Annotated in this window: 20 protein-coding genes; 5 read left to right on the plus strand and 15 right to left on the minus strand. The window is 70.7% G+C overall.

The features are described from left to right. Positions 1 to 134: 134 nt before the first annotated feature. On the minus strand, positions 135 to 1,007 hold the full coding sequence (locus tag HC031_RS11825; protein ID WP_338090609.1) for an enoyl-CoA hydratase/isomerase family protein: 873 nt from the start codon (positions 1,005 to 1,007) through the stop codon (positions 135 to 137). Beyond that, positions 1,004 to 1,231, minus strand: coding sequence for a helix-turn-helix domain-containing protein (locus tag HC031_RS11830; protein WP_167925291.1), 228 nt, complete (start codon positions 1,229 to 1,231; stop codon positions 1,004 to 1,006). Before HC031_RS11830 ends, HC031_RS11825 begins: the two co-directional genes overlap by 4 nt. A gap of 137 nt (positions 1,232 to 1,368) precedes the next feature. On the opposite strand from HC031_RS11830, the gene HC031_RS11835 reads away from it, so the two are divergent. Continuing rightward, positions 1,369 to 2,736 (plus strand): hypothetical protein, encoded by a 1,368-nt coding sequence (locus HC031_RS11835; protein WP_338090610.1) that lies wholly within the window; start codon positions 1,369 to 1,371, stop codon positions 2,734 to 2,736. Between the two features lie 25 nt (positions 2,737 to 2,761). On the opposite strand, the gene HC031_RS11840 is transcribed toward HC031_RS11835, so the two are convergent. Next, positions 2,762 to 4,372 carry an ABC-F family ATP-binding cassette domain-containing protein gene (locus HC031_RS11840; RefSeq protein WP_167925292.1) on the minus strand — a complete coding sequence of 537 codons (1,611 nt, stop codon included), beginning with the start codon at positions 4,370 to 4,372 and terminating at the stop codon, positions 2,762 to 2,764. 257 nt (positions 4,373 to 4,629) lie between these two features. On the opposite strand from HC031_RS11840, the gene ypfJ reads away from it, so the two are divergent. After that, positions 4,630 to 5,577: a KPN_02809 family neutral zinc metallopeptidase gene (gene ypfJ / locus HC031_RS11845; protein ID WP_167925293.1), complete on the plus strand. Its 948-nt coding sequence runs from the start codon at positions 4,630 to 4,632 to the stop codon at positions 5,575 to 5,577. Positions 5,578 to 5,586: 9 nt separating this feature from the next. On the opposite strand, the gene HC031_RS11850 is transcribed toward ypfJ, so the two are convergent. Further along, positions 5,587 to 6,231, minus strand: a complete 645-nt coding sequence (locus HC031_RS11850) for an acVLRF1 family peptidyl-tRNA hydrolase (RefSeq protein WP_167925294.1) — start codon at positions 6,229 to 6,231, stop codon at positions 5,587 to 5,589. 29 nt (positions 6,232 to 6,260) lie between these two features. Between HC031_RS11850 and HC031_RS11855 the strand changes: the two genes are divergently transcribed. Continuing rightward, positions 6,261 to 6,947 (plus strand): DNA alkylation repair protein, encoded by a 687-nt coding sequence (locus HC031_RS11855; protein ID WP_205862608.1) that lies wholly within the window; start codon positions 6,261 to 6,263, stop codon positions 6,945 to 6,947. A gap of 57 nt (positions 6,948 to 7,004) precedes the next feature. On the opposite strand, the gene HC031_RS11860 is transcribed toward HC031_RS11855, so the two are convergent. The 8 genes from HC031_RS11860 to HC031_RS11895 all read right to left on the minus strand — a co-directional run bounded on the left by HC031_RS11860 (position 7,005) and on the right by HC031_RS11895 (position 13,596). Beyond that, positions 7,005 to 7,349 carry a metal-sulfur cluster assembly factor gene (locus HC031_RS11860; protein WP_338090622.1) on the minus strand — a complete coding sequence of 115 codons (345 nt, stop codon included), beginning with the start codon at positions 7,347 to 7,349 and terminating at the stop codon, positions 7,005 to 7,007. Continuing rightward, on the minus strand, positions 7,343 to 7,807 hold the full coding sequence (sufU, locus tag HC031_RS11865) for a Fe-S cluster assembly sulfur transfer protein SufU (protein ID WP_167925296.1): 465 nt from the start codon (positions 7,805 to 7,807) through the stop codon (positions 7,343 to 7,345). Before sufU ends, HC031_RS11860 begins: the two co-directional genes overlap by 7 nt. After that, positions 7,804 to 9,063, minus strand: coding sequence for a cysteine desulfurase (locus HC031_RS11870; RefSeq protein ID WP_167925297.1), 1,260 nt, complete (start codon positions 9,061 to 9,063; stop codon positions 7,804 to 7,806). Before HC031_RS11870 ends, sufU begins: the two co-directional genes overlap by 4 nt. A gap of 12 nt (positions 9,064 to 9,075) precedes the next feature. After that, on the minus strand, positions 9,076 to 9,849 hold the full coding sequence (gene sufC / locus HC031_RS11875) for a Fe-S cluster assembly ATPase SufC (RefSeq protein WP_167925298.1): 774 nt from the start codon (positions 9,847 to 9,849) through the stop codon (positions 9,076 to 9,078). Then, positions 9,846 to 10,169, minus strand: coding sequence for a Rieske 2Fe-2S domain-containing protein (locus tag HC031_RS11880; protein ID WP_167925299.1), 324 nt, complete (start codon positions 10,167 to 10,169; stop codon positions 9,846 to 9,848). Before HC031_RS11880 ends, sufC begins: the two co-directional genes overlap by 4 nt. A gap of 70 nt (positions 10,170 to 10,239) precedes the next feature. Then, positions 10,240 to 11,385, minus strand: a complete 1,146-nt coding sequence (gene sufD / locus HC031_RS11885) for a Fe-S cluster assembly protein SufD (RefSeq protein ID WP_167925300.1) — start codon at positions 11,383 to 11,385, stop codon at positions 10,240 to 10,242. Between the two features lie 49 nt (positions 11,386 to 11,434). Next, entirely contained in the window at positions 11,435 to 12,856 is a 1,422-nt protein-coding gene (gene sufB / locus HC031_RS11890) for a Fe-S cluster assembly protein SufB (protein ID WP_240942388.1), read from the minus strand. Continuing rightward, positions 12,853 to 13,596: a helix-turn-helix transcriptional regulator gene (locus HC031_RS11895; RefSeq protein WP_167925301.1), complete on the minus strand. Its 744-nt coding sequence runs from the start codon at positions 13,594 to 13,596 to the stop codon at positions 12,853 to 12,855. Before HC031_RS11895 ends, sufB begins: the two co-directional genes overlap by 4 nt. Positions 13,597 to 13,726: 130 nt before the next feature. Here HC031_RS11895 and HC031_RS11900 point away from each other — a divergent pair, with 130 nt between their 5' ends. Next, the gene (locus HC031_RS11900) at positions 13,727 to 14,662 is read left to right on the plus strand and encodes a COX15/CtaA family protein (RefSeq protein WP_167925421.1); all 936 of its coding nucleotides are present in this window, start codon (positions 13,727 to 13,729) and stop codon (positions 14,660 to 14,662) included. A 64-nt stretch (positions 14,663 to 14,726) separates the two neighbouring features. Here HC031_RS11900 and HC031_RS11905 read toward each other — a convergent pair whose 3' ends face one another. The 3 genes from HC031_RS11905 to HC031_RS11915 all read right to left on the minus strand — a co-directional run bounded on the left by HC031_RS11905 (position 14,727) and on the right by HC031_RS11915 (position 17,136). Next, complete coding sequence (locus tag HC031_RS11905; protein WP_338090611.1) at positions 14,727 to 15,638, minus strand: ATP-grasp domain-containing protein; 912 nt, start codon at positions 15,636 to 15,638, stop codon at positions 14,727 to 14,729. Beyond that, positions 15,635 to 15,958: a hypothetical protein gene (locus HC031_RS11910; protein ID WP_167925302.1), complete on the minus strand. Its 324-nt coding sequence runs from the start codon at positions 15,956 to 15,958 to the stop codon at positions 15,635 to 15,637. Before HC031_RS11910 ends, HC031_RS11905 begins: the two co-directional genes overlap by 4 nt. A gap of 257 nt (positions 15,959 to 16,215) precedes the next feature. After that, positions 16,216 to 17,136, minus strand: coding sequence for a heme o synthase (locus tag HC031_RS11915; RefSeq protein ID WP_338090624.1), 921 nt, complete (start codon positions 17,134 to 17,136; stop codon positions 16,216 to 16,218). A 391-nt stretch (positions 17,137 to 17,527) separates the two neighbouring features. Here HC031_RS11915 and tkt point away from each other — a divergent pair, with 391 nt between their 5' ends. Further along, a complete protein-coding gene (tkt, locus tag HC031_RS11920) occupies positions 17,528 to 19,633 on the plus strand; it encodes a transketolase (protein ID WP_167925303.1) in 2,106 nt (701 codons plus the stop codon). Positions 19,634 to 19,636: the final 3 nt, after the last annotated feature.

Below are 19,636 nucleotides of genomic sequence, written 5' to 3' on the forward strand. Positions count from 1 at the left end.
CGCGAACGGCTATGACAACCCTGGATGCAAACGCTTTCTTCCCGGCCGGTCCGGGTGTGTTGTCCCGCACGGCTACCTGGGCACGGCTGCGCAGGGCCGGCGGAACGCGATTACGCACGGTCGCCTGGGCAGGATTATTCGCCGAGGCCGGCGAGATCACGCAGCCGGCGCACCTGGGCGGCGCGCTCCGCCGCCTCCTGCTCGGCGAAGCTGCGCCCGGCAGCCCCGGCGATCAGCGCCTTGATCTCCACGACGGCGTCGCGCGGCGCGGCGAGGACCGCCGCGGTCAGGTCGGCGACGGCCGCGTCGAGCTCGGCGCGCCCGACGACGAGATTGGCCAGTCCGATCCGTTCCGCCTCCGCCGCCGGCACCCGGCGACCGGTCACGCAGATCTCCAGCGCCCGGGCGTACCCGACCAGCTCCACCAGCCGTTTCGTGCCGGTCAGGTCGGGCACCAGCCCGAGCTTCACCTCGGCCATCGTGAACGCCGCGTCGTCGCTGACGACGCGGAAGTCGCAGGCGAGCGCGAGCTGGAAACCGGCGCCGATCGCGTGCCCGTGCACGGCCGCGATCGTGATCAGGTCAGGCCGGCGCAGCCAGGAGAACGCCTCCTGGAACCGCGCGATGCCCTCGGCCGCCTGCTCGGGCGGCAGGGACACGAGCTCGGTGAACGTGCCGCGCGGCGCCGACGACTCGCCGGCGCCCGCGACACCGTCGACGGTGCTTTCCTCACCCGCGGCCCGGCCCCCCGCTGCCTCGCCACCTGACGCAAGCGCTCCGGCCGCGGACAGGTCGAGGCCCGCCGAGAATGCTCTTCCCTCACCGCGCACGACCACGACCCGGACGTCACCGGGCAGCTCACGGCTGAAGTCCCGGAGCGCCGCCCACATGGCCGGTGTCTGCGCGTTGAGGACCTCGGGCCGGCACAACGTCACCGTTGCGACCGGCCCCTCACGATCTAGTCGTACCCCGATTGTCGGTGTGGTCGCGTTGTCGTGCTCGTTCACGCCTTCTTCCGCCGACGCGCTCCGCCGCGCTGGCGCAGTTGAACGCCCGACTCCGTCAGAACACGATGCACGAAGCCGTATGAGCGACCGGTCGAAGAGGCCAGCGCCCGGATACTCTCGCCACTCGTGTAGCGCTTGACCAGATCCTTGGCGAGCGTCTGGCGTTCGGCTCCGACGATCCGGCGACCCTTCTCGGTGCTGGTGGTGGTGGCGGTGGCTGCCATGTTGATTCCTCACGTCCCAGACTGAGCGGTTGGTGCGGTCCCACCTATTAGACCGCCTCAGGCGATCATGCGCCAGATATCGAACCCGCGCCAACCGACACGCACGCCCGTGTCGCCACCCGATACCGTGGTGGCCCGTGACCACTCCAGCGGGGGTTGACGCGACCACCGGCAAGCCGGAGCAGCCAGGCCGGCTGCCCGACCAGGCGCGCCGGCAGTGGCGCGACGCCGCCGGCTGGTCGGTCCTCGCGGTCACGGGTCTCGCGCTGACCGCCGCCGCGGTAAGGGTGGGTGCGCAATTGGGCACCGCCAGCGCGCCTTTTCTCGGCCGGTACCGCTTCCAGCTGGGACCGTCGAGCATCCTCGCCCCCGCCGTCGCGGCCGCCGTCATCGTGCTCGCCGCGCGCGGCTGGCTGGACCGGACGCGGTGGTGGGCCGTGCTGGGCTGGTCCTACCTGTGCACGCTGGCCTGGGCCCTGGCGCTTGCCGTGGTGGACGGCGCCGCCGGGTTCACCCGGGCGCTCAGCTCACCGGACGAGTACTCCGCCGACCTGGCGGCCGTCGGGCGCAGCCCGGCCCACTTCGTCCGCCACTTCACCGAGCACGCCGGCCAGCTCTCGGTCGCCGCGCGTGGCCACCCGCCAGGCCCGGTGCTCCTGCTGTGGGGGCTGCACCGGGCCGGCGTACGCGACAACCTGGTGCTCGGGCTGCTGATCACCGCGCTCGGCGCGCTCGCCGTCCCGCTCGTGCTCGCCGCCGTCCGCGGAACCTGCGGCGAGACCGCGGCCCGGCGCTACCTGCCGGTGCTGGTCCTCGCACCGTACGCGATCTGGACCGCGGTCAGCCTCGACGCCGTGGTCGCGACGCTGGGCGCCGCCATGGTCGCCGCCGGGGTGCACGCCAGCGCGCGGGAGCGTACCGGGTGGCGCGCCGGCGCCTGGGCGGGCGTGGCCGGGCTGCTGGCCGGCGGCGCGGCGCTGTTCTCGTACGCGGTGCCCTGGCTGGGCCTGGCCCTGATCCTGCTGTACTTCGCCCGGCGGCGGCCGTTTCTCAACCTCGCGAGCGGGATCGGCGCGCTCGTTCCGGTCCTGATCGCCTCGGACGTGTTCGGATTCTCGTGGGCGGCCGGCCTGCGGGTGGCGCACGCCGACTGGGCCGTCCGGATCGCGCCGCACCGGTCGGCGCTGTGGTGGAGCGGCATCAGCCTGGTGGCGCTGCTGCTCGCGGTCGGGCCGCCGCTGCTGGCGAGCCTGCGGAAGGTACGGAACACGCCCGCCTGGCCGTTCCTGGTGGGCGCCGGTACGGCGGTGCTGTTCTCGGTCCTGGCCGGGCTGGCCCGCGGCGGCGTGGAGCACGCCTGGCTGCCGTTCTTCCCGTGGCTGACCGTCGCCGCCGTCGCGCCGGAGCGGCAGGCCGGACCGCCGGTGGCCGCCCCGCTGCTGCTGACCGTGCTCGGGGTTGTCGTTGCCGTCGTCGTGGAGGCGGTGCTCGCCACCCCTTGGTAACGGGCCATCGCGTGGTGCGGACCGGCTACGCCAGCTCCACCAGCTCGAGCAGGTCGTCGCTCCAGGCGTCCTCGGCGCCGTCGGGCAGCAGGATCGCCCGGTCCGGCTTGAGCGCGGTGACCGCTCCGGGGTCGTGGGTCACCAGCACGATCGCTCCGGGATAGCGGGCGATCGCGTCGAGCACCTGCTCGCGGCTGACCGGGTCGAGGTTGTTGGTCGGCTCGTCGAGCAGCAGCACGTTGGCGCCGGAGCAGACGAGCGTGGCCAACGCGAGCCGGGTCTTCTCGCCGCCGGAGAGCACTCCGGCCGGCTTGTTGACGTCGTCGCCGCTGAACAGAAAGGCACCCAGGATCTTGCGCAGGTCGGTGTCGCTCTGGTCGGGTGCGGCCGAGCGCATGTGCTCGAGAATCGTCCGGTCGACGTCGAGGGTCTCGTGCTCCTGGGCGTAGTACCCGATGCGCAGGCCATGGCCGGGGACGACCTCGCCGGTGTCGGGCGGCAGCATGCCGGCGAGCATCCGCAGCAGCGTCGTCTTGCCCGCGCCGTTGAGGCCGAGGATCGCCACCCGCGAGCCGCGGTCGACGGCCACGTCGACGTCCACGAAGATCTCCAGCGAGCCGTAGCTCTTGGACAGTCCCTTCGCCGTCAGCGGCGTCTTGCCGCACGGCGCCGGGGCCGGGAAGCGGACCTTCGCCACCTTGTCGGCGACCCGCTCCTCTTCCAGCCCGGACAGGAGCTTCTCGGCCCGCTTGGCCATGTTCTGCGCGGCGGTCGCCTTGGTCGCCTTGGCGCGCATCTTGTCGGCCTGCGCCATCAGCGCGCCGGCCTTCTTCTCGGCGTTGGCCCGTTCCCGGCGCCGGCGGCGCTCGTCGGTCTCGCGCGCCTCCTGGTAGGCCTTCCAGCCGAGGTTGTAGACGTCGATCGTGGACCGGTTGGCGTCGAGGTACCAGACCTTGTTGACGACCGCGTCGAGCAGCCCGACGTCGTGGCTGATCACCACGAGGCCGCCCTTGTGGCCCGACAGGAAGCCGCGCAGCCAGGTGATGGAGTCGGCGTCGAGGTGGTTGGTCGGCTCGTCGAGCAGGAGGATGCCGCCGCCGGTCTCGCTGGCGTCGCGGAACAGGATGCGCGCCAGTTCGATGCGGCGGCGCTGGCCGCCGGAAAGGGTGCCGAGCGGCTGTTCGAGGACCCGGTCGGGCAGGCCCAGGTTGGCGCAGATGCGGGCCGCCTCGGCCTCCGCGGCGTACCCGCCGAGACCGGCGAACCGGTCCTCCAGGGTGCCGTAGCGGCGCAGCAGCGCGTCGCGCTCCGGCGGCGACCCGGCCAGGTCGACCTCGATCTTGTGCATCTCGGCCATCAGCGTGTCGAGCCCGCGCGCCGACAGCACCCGGTCCCGCGCCGACATGCTGAGATCCCCGGTACGGGGATCCTGCGGCAGATATCCGACCGGTCCGCGGCTGTCGACCGACCCGCTGTAGGGCTGTCCCTCGCCGGCGAGGACCTTCAGGGTGGTGGTCTTGCCCGCGCCGTTGCGGCCGACGAGCCCGATCCGGTCACCGGGCTGGATGCGCAGCGTGGCGTCGGACAGCAGGATCCGGGCGCCGGCGCGCAACTCCAGGGCGGAAGCGGTAATCATGTGGGAAAGCTCGCTCTCTTGGGATCGGAACCGACCAGGGCACACGGCAACGCCGGCCGCATCAGCGGTCGGCGTGGAGCAGGTCAGTCTCTGCAGGCGAGCACCGGACCATTGTACCCGCCTCCCCCGCCGGGGACGTCGGCACGGTTATCGACCGTGGCCGTAGGGTACGAAGCCGGCGGGGCGAACCATTCGGTGTGGTGACAGCGGCACCGCCTGCGGGACCGGGCGGACGAGTGGCGATCGGGGACGACGACATGGACCTCAACGAGAACGCTGATCTCGATACCAGCCAGATCGAGGACGCACGCGGATCCGGCGGCGGTGGCTTCAGCGGTGGCGGCGGCTTCGGCGGCCTGCCGATCCCGATCGGCGGCGGCCGCATGGGCCTGATCGTCACCGTCGTCGTCGTGGTGATCGGCCTGCTGGTCGGCGGCGGCACCTTCGGCCGGAGCCTGCTGAACGGCGGCAGCGGCAGCGGTCAGGGCGACAACACGTCGCTCAACCAGAAGTGCGCCGCCAGCAACCCGAACCGGTTCTCCGACACCGACTGTCGCAACGTCCTCTACGTCAACTCCATCCAGGCGTTCTGGAAGACCGAACTGCCGCAGACCTTCGGCAAGCAGTACAGCCTGGCGCCCACCCATTTCTTCTCCAACAGTGTCAACACCGGGTGTGGGCAGGCTGATTCCGGCGTCGGGCCGTTCTACTGCCCGGCCGACAAGAAGGTCTACATCGACCTGACCTTCTACAACGAGTTGGCCAGCCGGTTCGGCGCGCCGGGGCAGTTCGCCCAGCCGTACGTGCTCGCCCACGAGTACGGCCACCACATCCAGGACCTCGTCGGCACCGAGGCGCAGATGCGGCGGGCGCAGCAGCGTGACCCGAACAACGCCAACCGCTACTCGGTCATGCTGGAACTGCAGGCCGACTGCTACGCCGGGGTCTGGACCAACCACGCCACCCAGACCAAGAGCGCCACCGGCCAGGCGTTCTTCACCAACGTCACCGACTCCGACATCCAGCAGGCCCTGCAGGCGGCCGCCGCGGTGGGCGACGACACCATCCAGAAGAAGTTCGGCAACGGCCAGGTCGACGAGTCGAAGTTCACCCACGGCTCGGCGGCGCAGCGTCAGCACTGGTTCAGCCAGGGTTACCAGTCCGGCGATCCGAAGTCCTGCGACACGTTCGGCAACGGGGTCTGACCGGCGGCCTCAGTCGGCAGCCGACCGCAGCCTGATCCGGACGCTGCGCGCCGCCACGACGGCCGATCTCAGCACGGCCAGCTTGGGATCCGGTACGTCGAGAAACCGCTCGGCGCACAGCGCCCGCAGCGGCGCCAGCCGCGGGTCGGACAGCACCTCGTCGACCAACCGGCGGTCTCCCCCGGCGACGAGCGCGTCCAGCGTGCCGGCGGCGGGTACGAGCATCCGCTGCGCGACCTCGGCGGTGTCGCCGGCGGCCGCCCGCGCCTGGTTGTCGCGCCGCCGGGCGAAGCGCTGCTGCGACCAGCCGCCGGCGGCGGTGCGGCTCTGCACGTACCGGCTGCCCACTTTGGACGCGGTCAGCTCGGACCCGGCCGCGACACCGACGCCGTACCCGCCCCGGCGCACCAGGAGCAGCCCGAGCCGGCGCGGTCGCAGCGCCTCGGCCACCAGGCCGTCGAGGTCCGTGGCGGCTCCGACCACCAGGTGGCACTCGGCCACCTCGCCGTCGGCGGCGGCGATCTCGAGGCCGTCGGCGAGGGGACGGAGCACGACCTCGCCGTGCCGCTCCCGGAACCCGGCCAGCCAGCGGGCCAGCCGTTCCGGAGCGACCTCGACCCACCGCCCGCCACCCGCCGCCGGCCTGCTCACCACGGGATGACGATAGCTGGCACGATCACCGGATGGATCCCACCCCGCTCGCGCGAACCGTGCTGGACCGGCTGGGCGCCGTTTTCGGCACCGCCGCCGACGCGGCCCAGGCTGGCCCGATGCGCGCCTACATGCGCGACCAGTTCGCGTTCCTGGGCATCCCGACGCCCCAGCGGCGGACGCTGTCGCGGGAGGTCCTCGCGGGCCTGCCCCGCCCGGGCGAGGACGACCTGCGTGCCACCGCGCTCGCGTGCTGGGAGCTGAGCGAGCGTGAGTACCAGTACTTCGCCTGCGACTGGCTGATCCGCCACGCGGGCGCCTGCTCGCCGGCGTTCCTCGATACGGCCCGCGCCCTCATCACCACGAAGTCGTGGTGGGACACCGTCGACGCGCTCGCCGCCCACCTTGTCGGCGCGATCGTGGCCCGCTACCCGGAGGCAAGCGCGACGATGGACGCCTGGGTGCGCGACGAGAACCTGTGGCTCGCCCGTACGGCCATCCTGCACCAGTTGCGTTACCGGGAGCGCACCGATGCCGAGCGGCTCTTCCGGTACTGCCTGGCCCGGGCGGCGCACGGCGACTTCTTCATCCGCAAGGCGATCGGATGGGCGCTGCGTGAGTACGCGAGGATCGACCCGGACCGGGTGCGTGCGTTCGTGCGGGCGCACGAGCGCGTACTGTCGCCGCTGTCGGTACGCGAGGCGCTCAAGCACATCTGAGATCTTGGACACTTGGCGGGGTCATAGGCCCGCCAAGTGTCCAAGATCGCGCAGAACCTAGACGTTGAAGCCGAGCGCCCGCAGCTGCTCGCGACCGTCCTCGGTGATCTTGTCCGGACCCCACGGCGGCATCCAGACCCAGTTGATGCGGACGTCGTTGACGAGCCCGCCACCCGGCCCCGTGCACAGCGCCTGCCGGGCCTGGTCCTCGATCACGTCGGTGAGCGGGCAGGCGGCTGAGGTCAGCGTCATGTCGATGGTCGCGACGTTCTCGTCGTCGACGTGCATGCCGTACACCAGACCCAGGTCGACCACGTTGATGCCCAACTCCGGGTCGACGACGTCCTTCATCGCCTCTTCGATGTCGTCGAGAGACGCCTTGGCGGTGGCCTCGGTCACGATGCGCTTCCTTCCACGATTGACTCCTCCGCCGCCCGCGCGAGGGCGTCCTTGAACGCCATCCACGAAAGCAGCGCGCACTTCACCCGCGCCGGGTAGCGGGCCACGCCCGCGAACGCCACCGCGTCGCCGAGCACCTCCTCGTCGGGCTCGACCTCGCCGCGGCCGGCCATGAGGGTGGCGAACGCGTCGTGGCGGGCCAGCGCCTCGATGACCGGCAGGCCAACCATGATCTCGTGCAGCACGCTCGCCGACGCCTGGCTGATCGAGCAGCCCATGCCCTCGTACGAGACGTCGGTGATCGTGTCGTCGGCCAGGTTGACCCGCAGGGTCACCTCGTCGCCGCAGGTCGGGTTGACGTGGTGCGCCTCGGCCAGGTACGGCTCGCGCAGCCCCCGCCCGTGGGGGTGCTTGTAGTGATCCAGGATGATCTCCTGGTAGAGGTCGTCCACCTTCGTCACCCGAACACCTTCCGCACCTTCTCCAGTCCCCGCACCAGCGCGTCCACCTCGTCAGTGGTGGTGTAGAGGTAGAACGAGGCGCGGGTGGTCGCCGGTACGCCGAACCGCACGCACACCGGGCGGGCGCAGTGGTGACCGACCCGTACCTGCACGCCCTCGGTGTCGAGGATCTGCCCGACGTCGTGCGGGTGGATGTCGCCGAGCGCGAACGAGATCGTCCCGCCCCGCCCCTCGGCCGTACGCGGCCCGATGACCCGCAGGTCCGGCACGCTGGCGAGCGCGTCGAGCGCGTACCCGGCGAGCTCCTTCTCGTGCCGGTGGATGGCGTCCATGCCGATGCCGGACAGGTAGTCCACGGCCGCGCCCAGCCCCACCGCCTCGGCGATCGGAGGTGTGCCCGCCTCGAACTTCATCGGCGGCTGGGCGTAGGTCGACCGCTGCATGGTCACGGTCTCGATCATCGAGCCGCCGCCCAGAAAGGGCGGCATGGCCTGCAGCAGCTCGTACCGGCCCCACAGTCCGCCGATCCCGGTCGGGCCACACATCTTGTGCCCGGTGAAGGCGAGGAAGTCCACCCCGAGCGCGGCGACGTCGACCGGCAGGTGCGGCACCGACTGCGAGCCGTCGAGCATCACCAACGCGCCGACCTGCCGGGCCCGCGCCACGATCGGCCCGACGTCGTTGGCGGTGCCCAGGATGTTGGACACGTGCACGAGCGATACCAGCCTGGTGCGCTCGTTGACCAGCTCGTCCAGGTTGGACTCGTCCAGCCGGCCGTCGTCGGTGAGGCCGAACCACCGCAGCGTGGCGCCGGTGCGCTCGCACAGCAGCTGCCACGGCAGGATGTTCGAGTGGTGCTCCATCTCGGAGATCACGATCTCGTCCCCCGGCCCCAGCCGGAACCGGGGATCGATCGCCCGCTCCGAGAAGGCGTGCGCCACCAGGTTGATCGCCTCGGTGGAGTTCTTGGTGAAGACGACCTCCTCGGGCCGGGCCGCGCCGATGAAGGCGGCAACCTTGGCCCGGGCACCCTCGAACGCCTCCGTCGCCTCGGTGCCCAGCGTGTGCACCGAGCGCGAGACGTTGGCGTTACAGCCCTCGTAGTGCGCGCGCAGCGCGTCGAGCACCTGACGGGGCTTCTGCGACGTGGCCGCCGAGTCCAGGTAGACCAGCGGGTGTCCGTTGACCTGCCGGCTCAGGATCGGGAAGTCGGCACGCACGGTATCCACGTCGTACGTCGGGAGGGTGGCGGTCATCGAAACTCCGTCCTACGCGTTGGCCGGGCCGGCACCGGCGAGGTACCGCTCGTAGCCTTCCTCTTCCAGCTTGTCGGCCAGCTCGCGGCCGCCTTCCTCCACAATGCGGCCGGCGACGAAGACGTGCACGAAGTCCGGCTTCACGTACCGCAGGATCCGGGTGTAGTGCGTGATCAGCAGCAGGCCGGTCTCACCCGTGTCGCGGACCCGGTTGACGCCCTCGCTGACCACCCGCAGCGCGTCGACGTCGAGGCCGGAGTCGGTCTCGTCGAGGACCGCGATCTTCGGCTTGAGCAGCTCCATCTGCACGATCTCGTGGCGCTTCTTCTCACCGCCGGAGAAGCCCTCGTTGACGTTGCGCTGGGCGAACGCCGGATCCATGTGCAGCCGCTCCATGGCGCCCTTGAGCTCGCTCGACCAGGTGCGCAGCTTCGGCGCCTGACCGTCGATCGCCGTCTTGGCGGTACGCAGGAAGTTCGCCACCGACACACCCGGTACCTCGACCGGGTACTGCATCGCCAGGAACAGGCCGGCACGGGCGCGCTCGTCGACGGTCATGGCCAGCACGTCCTGGCCGTCGAGCGTCACGCTGCCAGCGGTGACCTCGTACTTCGGGTGGCCGGCGAGCGAGTACGCGAGTGTCGACTTGCCGGAGCCGTTGGGGCCCATGATCGCGTGCGTCTCGCCGGACCGGACGGTCAGGTTGACCCCGGCCAGAATCGGCTTCAGCTCGCCCTCGGGCAGCTTGACCGAGACCTGCAGGTCGCGGATCTCCAGGGTGCTCACTTGCTCTCCTCGCTCAGGTTCACGTAGATGTCACCGTCGCGGACCTCGACGGGATAGATGGGTACGGGCTCGGTGGCCGGCGGCCCGCTCGGCTTGCCGGTGCGCAGGTCGAAGCGCGACCCGTGCAGCCAGCACTCGAGCGTGCAGCCGTCGACCTCGCCCTCGGACAACGGGATCGCGGCGTGCGAGCACTCGTCGTAGATGGCGTGGAAGGTGCCGTCCTCGCAGTGCACGATGGCCAACTGGGTGTCGTCGACCGTCACCGCGATGACCTCGCCCTTGGCGACATCGTCGGCAGGACAGATCCGTACAAGACTCACGCCATCGCCTCGCTTCGCTCGGCGATGCGTTCGCCGCACACTGAGCCCATGGTTCGCTCGCTCCGCTCGCTCACGCGTCAGTCTCCTGCAGCCGTGCTTCGATCGCGGCGGCCAGGCGCTCGCGCAGGTCCTCGACCGGGATCTTGCCGAGCAGCTCGTTGAAGAAGCCGCGAACCACCAGCTTGCGCGCCTCCTCGGCAGGGATGCCCCGGGCCTGCAGGTAGAACAGCTGCTCGTCGTCGAAGCGGCCGGTCGCGCTCGCGTGACCCGCGCCGGCGACCTCGCCGGTCTCGATCTCCAGGTTCGGTACCGAGTCGGCGCGCGCGCCGTCGGTCAGCACCAGGTTGCGGTTGATCTCGTACGTGTCGGTGCCGGTGGCCTCCGCCCGGATGAGCACGTCGCCGACCCACACCGTGTGCGCGTCGGCGCCCTGCAACGCGCCGCGGTAGGCGACGTAGCTGCGACAGTCGGGCACCGCGTGGTCGACCAGCAGCCGGTGCTCCAGGTGCTGGCCCGCGTCGGCGAAGTACAGGCCGTAGGCCTCGCACTCGCCGCCCCGGTCGGCGTACTCGACGCTGGTGTACTGGCGCACCAGGTCACCGCCGAGCGACACCTGGACGTGGGTGACCTTGGCGTCGCGGCCGAGCCGGAACCGCACGTGCTGGGCCTGGACGGCGTCGCCCGCCCAGTCGGCGACCGTCACGAACGTCAGCCGCGCGCCACCGCCGACCGACACCTCGACGTTGTCGGCGAGCACCGCCGAGCCGGTCTGCTCCAGCACGAGGGTCGCCTCGGCCAGCTCACCGACCTCGACGAAGGTGTGCCCGAACGAGGTACCGTCGGCACCCCCGCCTACGACACGCACCACGGCCGGCTGCTCGGGCGTGGCCCCGCGCGCGACGCTGATCACCAGCGCCTGCTCGGCGGCCCCGTACGCGAGCGCGCTGATCCGGTCGAACGGGGTCAGCAGGGAGCCGATCCGCGGGTCGTCGCGGTCCACGGTCGCCACGCTCACGCCGGTCGGCAGCTGCCCGTACTCGTGCTTGGGCGCCGGACCACGCGCGACGTCGGCGGCCGCCGTCGCGAGGCCGCGCAGCCGCTTGAGCGGCGTGAACCGCCACTCCTCCTCGCGGCCCGTGAGCGCCGGAAAATCGGCAACGTCGTAGGAGCGCAGCGCCTGGGACTTGGTCTTCGGCGGCGCGATGGTGTCAGTCATGCTTTCCTTCTGTTTCGAAGCTCGACCCGGCCAGATTCAGCTGTCGGCGTCAGCCGACAGCTCCCTCCATCTGCAGTTCGATGAGCCGGTTGAGCTCCAGGGCGTACTCCATCGGGAGCTCCTTGGCGATCGGCTCGATGAAGCCGCGCACGATCATCGCCATGGCCTCGTCCTCGGTCATGCCCCGGCTCATCAGGTAGAACAGCTGGTCCTCACTGACCTTGGACACGGTCGCCTCGTGGCCCATCGCGACGTCGTCCTCGCGCACGTCCACGTACGGGTAGGTGTCGGACCGGGAGATCGTGTCGACCAGCAGCGCGTCGCACTTCACCGTCGACTTGGAGTGGTGCGAACCCTCCAGGACCTGGACCAGGCCGCGGTAGCTGGTCCGGCCGCCGCCCCGGGCGATCGACTTGGAGATGATGCTCGAGGAGGTGTGCGGCGCGGCGTGCACCATCTTCGCGCCGGCGTCCTGGTGCTGGCCCTCGCCGGCCATGGCCACCGACAGCACCTCGCCCTTGGCGTGCTCGCCGTACATGTAGACGGCCGGGTACTTCATCGTGACCTTGGAGCCGAGGTTGCCGTCGATCCACTCCATCGTGGCGCCCTCTTCGCAGACGGCGCGCTTGGTGACCAGGTTGTACACGTTGTTCGACCAGTTCTGGATCGTCGTGTACCGGCACCGCGCGTTCTTCTTGACGATGATCTCGACGACCGCCGAGTGCAGCGAGTCCGACGAGTAGATCGGCGCGGTGCAGCCCTCGACGTAGTGCACGTAGGCACCCTCGTCGACGATGATCAGCGTCCGCTCGAACTGGCCCATGTTCTCGGTGTTGATCCGGAAGTACGCCTGCAGCGGGATCTCCACGTGCACGCCCTTCGGCACGTAGATGAACGACCCGCCGGACCACACCGCGGTGTTCAGGGAGGCGAACTTGTTGTCGCCGACCGGGATGACGGTGCCGAAGTACTCCTTGAACAGGTCCTCGTGCTCGCGCAGCCCGGAGTCGGTGTCCAGGAAGATGACGCCCTGCTCCTCGAGGTCCTCACGGATCTTGTGGTAGACGACCTCGGACTCGTACTGCGCCGCGACACCCGCGATCAGCCGCTGCTTCTCGGCCTCCGGGATGCCCAGCTTGTCGTACGTGCTCTTGATGTCGTCGGGCAGCTCGTCCCAACTGGTCGCCTGCTTCTCGGTGGAGCGGACGAAGTACTTGATGTTGTCGAAGTCGATGCCCGACAGGTCCGCGCCCCACGCCGGCAGCGGCTTGCGGCCGAACAGCCGCAGGCCCTTGAGTCGCAGGTCCAGCATCCACTCCGGCTCGTTCTTCTTCGCCGAGATGTCGCGAACGACCTCCTCGTTCAGGCCGCGCCGCGCCGACGCGCCGGCAATGTCGGAGTCGGCCCAGCCGTACTCGTACTTGCCGAGGCCGGCAAGCTGGTCCATCGGCTCGGTCATCTGTTCGGTCATCGGGCGGTCCTCACGATCGGATCGGTCTTGTCGTGATCTGACTTGTCTGGCATGCGATAGGTCGGGATGTGCGTGGTGCACACGCCGTCGCCGTTGGCGATCGTCGCCAGTCGCTGCACGTGTGTGCCGACGAGCCGCGAGATCACCTGGGTCTCCGCCTCACACAGCTGCGGGAACTCGGCGGCCACGTGCGCGACCGGGCAGTGGTGCTGGCAGAGCTGGCCGCCGGACGCGATCGTCGACGCGCCCGCGGCGTACCCCTCGGCGGTCAGCGCGCTCGCGAGCGCCTGCGCCCGCGCCATCGGATCGTCGCCGGCCTCCCGCATCGCCGCGCGGCAGCGCTCCTCGAGCGCCGCGACCTGCGCCGCGGCGAACGCGCTCACGGCCTCCTGGCCGGCGTGCTGCGCGATCCAGCGCAGCGCGGACGCGGCCAGGTCGTCGTAGGCGTGCGGGAACGACTCGCGCGCGCTGTCGGTGAGGTAGAAGACCTTGGCCGGCCGGCCCCGCCCACGGGGGCCGCGGACCGGCTGGTCGCGCGCCTCGACCATCCCCTCGCCGAGCATGGCGTCGAGGTGGCGACGGATCGCCGCACAGCTCAGACCGAGCGCCTCGCTCAGCTCGCTCGTGGTCGCCGACCCGTACTGCAGCAGCAGCTGGGCCACGCGGTCACGGGTGCGCCCGTCGGTCGAATCCTGCTCAGCGGATCCGACACGCTCGGCGAGCACTGCCGTGTTTTTCACAACACCAGTGTTACGTATTTCCTTCCCCGCGCGCAAACCCGCGCCCCGGTGACCCGGACCACTCGCCGTAGCCGCGACGCGGACGGCCGGATGGGTGGCCGGGGTCAGTACGATCGCTCAGGTGAGCTCCATCCGCCGGATTCTCGGCGCGCCCGTCCTGCTGCGCCGTCTCGCCCTCGCCTCCCTGGTCGCCAACGTCGTGCTGGTCGGCACCGGCGGCGCCGTCCGACTGACCGGCTCCGGCCTCGGCTGTCCGACCTGGCCGCGCTGCACCGGCGCCTCGTACGTCACGACCTCCGCCATGGGCGCGCACGGCGTGATCGAGTTCGGCAACCGCACCCTCACGTTCGTCGTCGGCGTGCTGGCGCTCGCCTGCGTCGTGTGCGCGTACTACCAGCGCCCGCGCAGCCGCCCGCTGACGCTGTGGTCGGTGCTGGTGCTCGCCGGCATCCCGGCCCAGGCCGTGATCGGCGGCATCACGGTGCTGACCAAGCTCAACCCGTGGGTGGTCGCGCTGCACTTCCTGGCCTCGATGGCGGTCATCGCCGCGGCCTACCAGCTGTGGGTACGCACGGCCGGCGCCCCGGCCGGCGCAACGCTCCCCCGCCCCCTCGCGGCGCTGCCCCGGCTGACCGCCGTCGTCACGGTGGCGGTCCTGGCGGTCGGGACGATCGTCACCGGCAGCGGCCCGCACGCGGGCGACGCGCACGCCCGGCGCACCGGGCTCGACCCGCAGGAGATCTCCCAACTGCACGCCGACGCCGTGTTCCTACTGCTGGGCCTGTCGGTGGCACTGTGGTACGCGCTGCGCGCCGTGGGTGCGCCGACGGCCGCGCGCCGGGCGGCGGCCTGGCTGATCGGCGTCGAACTGGCGCAGGGCGTCATCGGCTTCGTGCAGTACTTCACGCATCTGCCGATCCTCGCCGTCGGGCTGCACATGCTCGGCGCCAGCCTCGTGTGGGTGGCCGCTCTCGCGGTGCTGGAGACGACGCGGCCGGGCGCGCCTGCGACGGCGCCCGCGGCGCCGGCGCAGGCGCGCCCGGCCGTGCTCACCCCGACGTCATGATCCCGGAGACTTTTCCGGGTCAGGACCCGGAAAAGTCTCCGGGATCAATGGAAAAGTCTCCGGATCATGAGAAAACGCGGGCCGCGATCGCGTCCGCGAGCCGCTCAGCGGCGCCGGCGGACCGGTCCAGGAACAGCGACGGCTCGGTGAGCTCCAGCTCGACCAGTACCGGCGACGCCTGCGGGCCGGAGATCAGGTCGACGCGGGCGTACAGCAGCCGGTCCGCGCCGCCGGGGATGGTCGCGAGGACCTTCTCCGCGACCTCGAGCTGAGCGGGCGACGGTTCCCGGGCGGTGATGCGCTCGGGACGGTACAGCCCCGTGGCGCCCGGTACGTCCGGGCCGTCCAGCATCGGCCCCTTGCGGATGGCGTGGCTGAACCGGCCGTTGAAGAACATCAAGCCGGTCTCGCCCTCGGTGTCGACGGCGGCGAGGTACGGCTGGACCATGACGAGACGGCCGGCCGCCTGCAGCCGCGCCACGTGGGCGGCCGCGAGTTCGCGGTGGGCCGGGTCGGCGAGGTCGTAGCGGCCGGTGTCCCGGCTGCCGGCGCTCACCGCGGGTTTGACGACGTACTCGCCGCCGGCCGGCGGGCTCCAGCCGTCACCGGGGCGCACCCAGTCGGTCGGCACCACCGGCACTCCGGCGTCGGCGAGCATCTCCAGGTAGGTCTTCTCGGTGTTCCAGGCCACGACGTCGGCCGGGTTCGCCAGCCGCGGGACCCCGCGGGCCCACTCGACGAAGCTCTCCCGCCGGTCGGTGTAGTCCCAGGGCGAGCGGAGGACGGCCAGGTCGTAGCCGGCCCAGTCGACGCTCGGGTCGTCCCATACCGCCGGCTCGGCGCGTACGCCCCGCGCGGCGAGGGGCTCGATGACCAGACGGTCGTCGGGCTCCAGGTCCGGCAGGTCGGCGCACGTAACAAGGGCGACCCGGGCATCAGCCCGGGTCGCACCGTGGGGGGTAATCCTTTCCGTCACCGCGCGAGAGCCCGCCGTCCCATCGCACGCCAGGTGTCGTGGTCTGGCCGCATCTGCTCGATCAATTCGCGCTCCCACTGGTTCTCTACGGCAACGCCGGCCCTGGTGCAGGCCTGCCGAGCGATGTCGGTGCTGGGGGCGAACTGGTCAGCCCAGGCACCGTCTTCACCGACGAGCACGATGCGAGCACCGCGCCGCCCGACGTACTCGACGACTGCCTTCGCTCCGCCGTGGTCTCCGGCGAACGACCTGATCCCGTCGACAAGGTTGCCGGGGACAGGCGGATCAAGGGTCATCGTGGTATCGGAACCTTCTGCCATGAACGACACCGTAACCACAGTCACCGTCAAAGTCGCGCAACTCAATGGCGATTTGTGACAACCATTACTTGACGAGGAAATAATGTTTGGGACTTGGAGGGTCGCATTTGGGACAAAACCGCGTAAGAGCCACCGACAAATGTCGCACTGCCGACACGCGCGACACGCCAGGGACCTGTGCGACACGCGGGAACCGGCGCGTCACCGCCAAACCCGGACATTGAACCGATTGACGCCAATGGATTAATACCGGGGTATCAGTGGATGAGTGCGTCCACCGAAATCGCGATCGACAGGATCGTCAAATAGGTCGTCGACCAGTGGAACAGGCGCATCGGCTTGACCGGCTCGTCACGGCGCGCCCGCGCGTACACGCGGTGCGCCTCCAGCACGAAGAGCGCGCCCACCACCAGCGCGGTCACCCCGTACAAGGGGCTCATTCCCAGCGCCCAGAGCGCCATCGACGCGGCCAGGGTCAGCCAGGTGTAGATGACCGAGTGCAGGCCCACCTTGCGCAGGGAGGCCACGACCGGAAGCATCGGGATCCCGGCGCGCGCGTAGTCGTCCTTGCACTTGATCGCCAGCGCCCAGAAGTGCGGCGGCTGCCACAGGAACACCACCGCGAACATCGCCCAGGCCGGCCACGCCAGGCCGCCGGTCACGGCCGCCCAGCCGATCAGCACCGGCATCGCACCGCAGACGCCGCCCCAGAAGGTGTTGGCCGGCGTGGTGCGCTTGAGCCACAGCGTGTAGACGAGGTCGTAGTAGGCGATGGCCACCGCGGTCAGCCCCGCGGCGAGCAGATTCGTGAATGCCGCCATCAGCGACACCGAGATGACCGCGAGGACCAGCCCGAACACGAGCGCCGACCGGGGCCCGATCGTGTGGGCCGGCAGCGGCCGCTTGGACGTACGACGCATCAGCGGGTCGATGTCGCGGTCGATGTAGCAGTTGAGGGCGTTGGCCGCGCCGGCGGCGAGCGCTCCCCCGACCAGCGTCACGAGCATCAACCACACCGACGGCACCCGGTGCCGGGCGAGCAACATCGCCGGCACCGTGGTCACGAGGAGCAGCTCGACGATGCGAGGCTTGGTCAGCGCCAGGTACGCCTGGAAGACCGCCTTGGGCCGCGAGCGCGGCGGGACGACCTCACGGATCACCGTGGGGCGCAGGGGCACCTCGTTCCTGGCCTGGGCCTCCGGCTCTGCGGCGGACGGGGCGCGGTCGGCGAGCGTGCTCACCGCTGCCACCCTCGGACAACTGACCGCCCGGGTGGGAATATCACGCGGGATTGCCACCTTCCGGCATCGGCTTGGCGAGCGGGCGAGCCCGACGACCGCCAGGGTGAAGACAACGAATCGTAGAACACGCGGCAGGCCGTACAGATGCCGCCCCGCCGGGCATTGCGCGCCACGTCACACTCCCCGCGACCCGCCGTCGCTAACGATGCGCGATAACTGGCCGACCGGTGCTTTGCGATCCGTCGCGGTGGGTAGGGTGATCTATGACGGCTCATCGGCGTGCCGCCCACCCGATCTCACCTACGGAGCCTGAAGGAGCAGCACCGAAGTGACTCAGCTGAACTGGTCCGACCTTGACCGTCGCGCGGTCGACACCGTCCGTGTCCTCGCCATGGACGCGGTCGAGGAGGCCGGCAGCGGCCACCCCGGCACGGCCATGAGCATGGCCCCCGCCGCCTACCTGCTCTTCCAGCGGGTGATGCGCCACGATCCGACCGACCCGCACTGGCTGGGTAGGGACCGGTTCGTGCTGTCGATGGGGCACTCCAGCCTCACCCTGTACATCCAGCTCTTCCTGTCCGGGTACGGGCTGAGCCTGCAGGACCTGCAGCAGCTTCGCCAGTGGGGATCGCTCACGCCGGGCCACCCGGAGCACGGCCACACGGTCGGGGTCGAGACCACGACCGGGCCGCTCGGGCAGGGCGTGGCCAACGCGGTCGGCATGGCGATGGCGGCGCGCCGCGAACGCGGGCTGTTCGACCCGGACACGCCGCTCGGGGAGAGCCCGTTCGACCACTTCATCTACGCGTTCTGCTCCGACGGCGACCTGGAGGAGGGCATCAGCCACGAGGCGGGCTCGCTGGCCGGCCACCAGAAGCTGGGCAACCTGATCCTGGTCTACGACAACAACCAGATCTCGATCGAGGACAACACCAACATCGCGTTCTCGGAGAACGTCTCGGAGCGCTTCGCCGCGTACGGCTGGCACGTCCAGGACGTGAACTGGCGCGGCGAGGACGGCTACCACGAGGACGTCGAGGCGCTGTACCGCGCGTTCGAGGAGGCCAAGGCGGTCACCGACCGGCCGTCGTTCATCAACCTGCGCACGATCATCGCCTGGCCGGCGCCCACCAAGCAGAACACCGGCAAGTCGCACGGGTCGGCGCTCGGCGCGGCCGAGGTCTCGGCGACCAAGAAGATCCTCGGCTTCGACCCCGACCGGTCATTCCAGGTCGACGACGACGTCCTCAAGCACTCCCGCGAGCTGATCGAGCGGGGCCGGCAGGCGCGCGCGCCGTGGGACAAGCAGTTCGAGTCCTGGCGGGAGGCCAACCCGGAGCGCGCGGCGCTGCTGGACCGCCTGCTCGCGCGCAAGCTCCCCGCCGGCTGGCTGGAGTCGCTGCCCGAGTTCCCCGCCGACGAGAAGGGCATCGCCACCCGGGCCGCCTCCGGCAAGGTCATCAACGCGATCGCGCCGGTCCTGCCGGAGCTGTGGGGCGGCTCGGCCGACCTCGCCGAGAGCAACAACACCACGATCGAGGGCGCGCCGTCGTTCGTGCCGCCCGAGCACGCGACCAAGGCGTTCCCCGGCGACTGGTACGGCCGGACGCTGCACTTCGGCATCCGCGAGCACGCCATGGGCGCGATCCTCAACGGCATCACCCTGCACGGCCCGACCCGCCCGTACGGCGGCACCTTCCTGGTCTTCAGCGACTACATGCGCCCGGCCGTGCGGCTCGCCGCGCTGATGAAGCAGCCCGTGATCTACGTCTGGACGCACGACTCGATCGGGCTCGGTGAGGACGGACCGACCCACCAGCCGGTGGAGCAGCTCACCGCGCTGCGCGCCATCCCCGGCCTCGACGTGGTACGCCCCGCCGACGCCAACGAGACCGCCCAGGCGTGGCGGCTCGCGCTCGGCCACAACGACCGGCCGACCGCGCTGTGCCTGACCCGGCAGAACGTCCCGACCCTCGACCGGACCAAGTTCGCGTCGGCCGAGGGCGTCGCCCGCGGCGGATACACCCTGATCGACGCCTCCAACGGCCAGCCGGAGGTCATCCTCATGGCCAGCGGCTCGGAGGTGCACCTGTGCGTGGCGGCCCGCGAGCGGCTGGAGGCCGACGGCGTGCCCACCCGCGTCGTGTCGATGCCCTGCCAGGAGTGGTTCCGCGCTCAGGACCGCGCCTACCAGCAGGAGGTGCTGCCGTCCGGCGTCCGGGCCCGGGTGTCGGTGGAGGCCGGCATCGCGATGTCGTGGCGCGACCTGGTCGGCAACTGCGGCGAATGCGTCAGCCTTGAACACTACGGGGCCAGCGCGCCGTACAAGGTCCTGTACGAGCAGTTCGGCTTCACCCCGGACCACGTCGTGGCGGCGGCGCACGCGTCGTTGGCGCGCTGCAGCGCGATCAAGGGCGAAACCACCGGCAACTGAACC

Origin of the sequence: Planosporangium thailandense (assembly GCF_011947195.1) — a bacterium.
GTDB classification, from domain to species: domain Bacteria; phylum Actinomycetota; class Actinomycetes; order Mycobacteriales; family Micromonosporaceae; genus Planosporangium; species Planosporangium thailandense.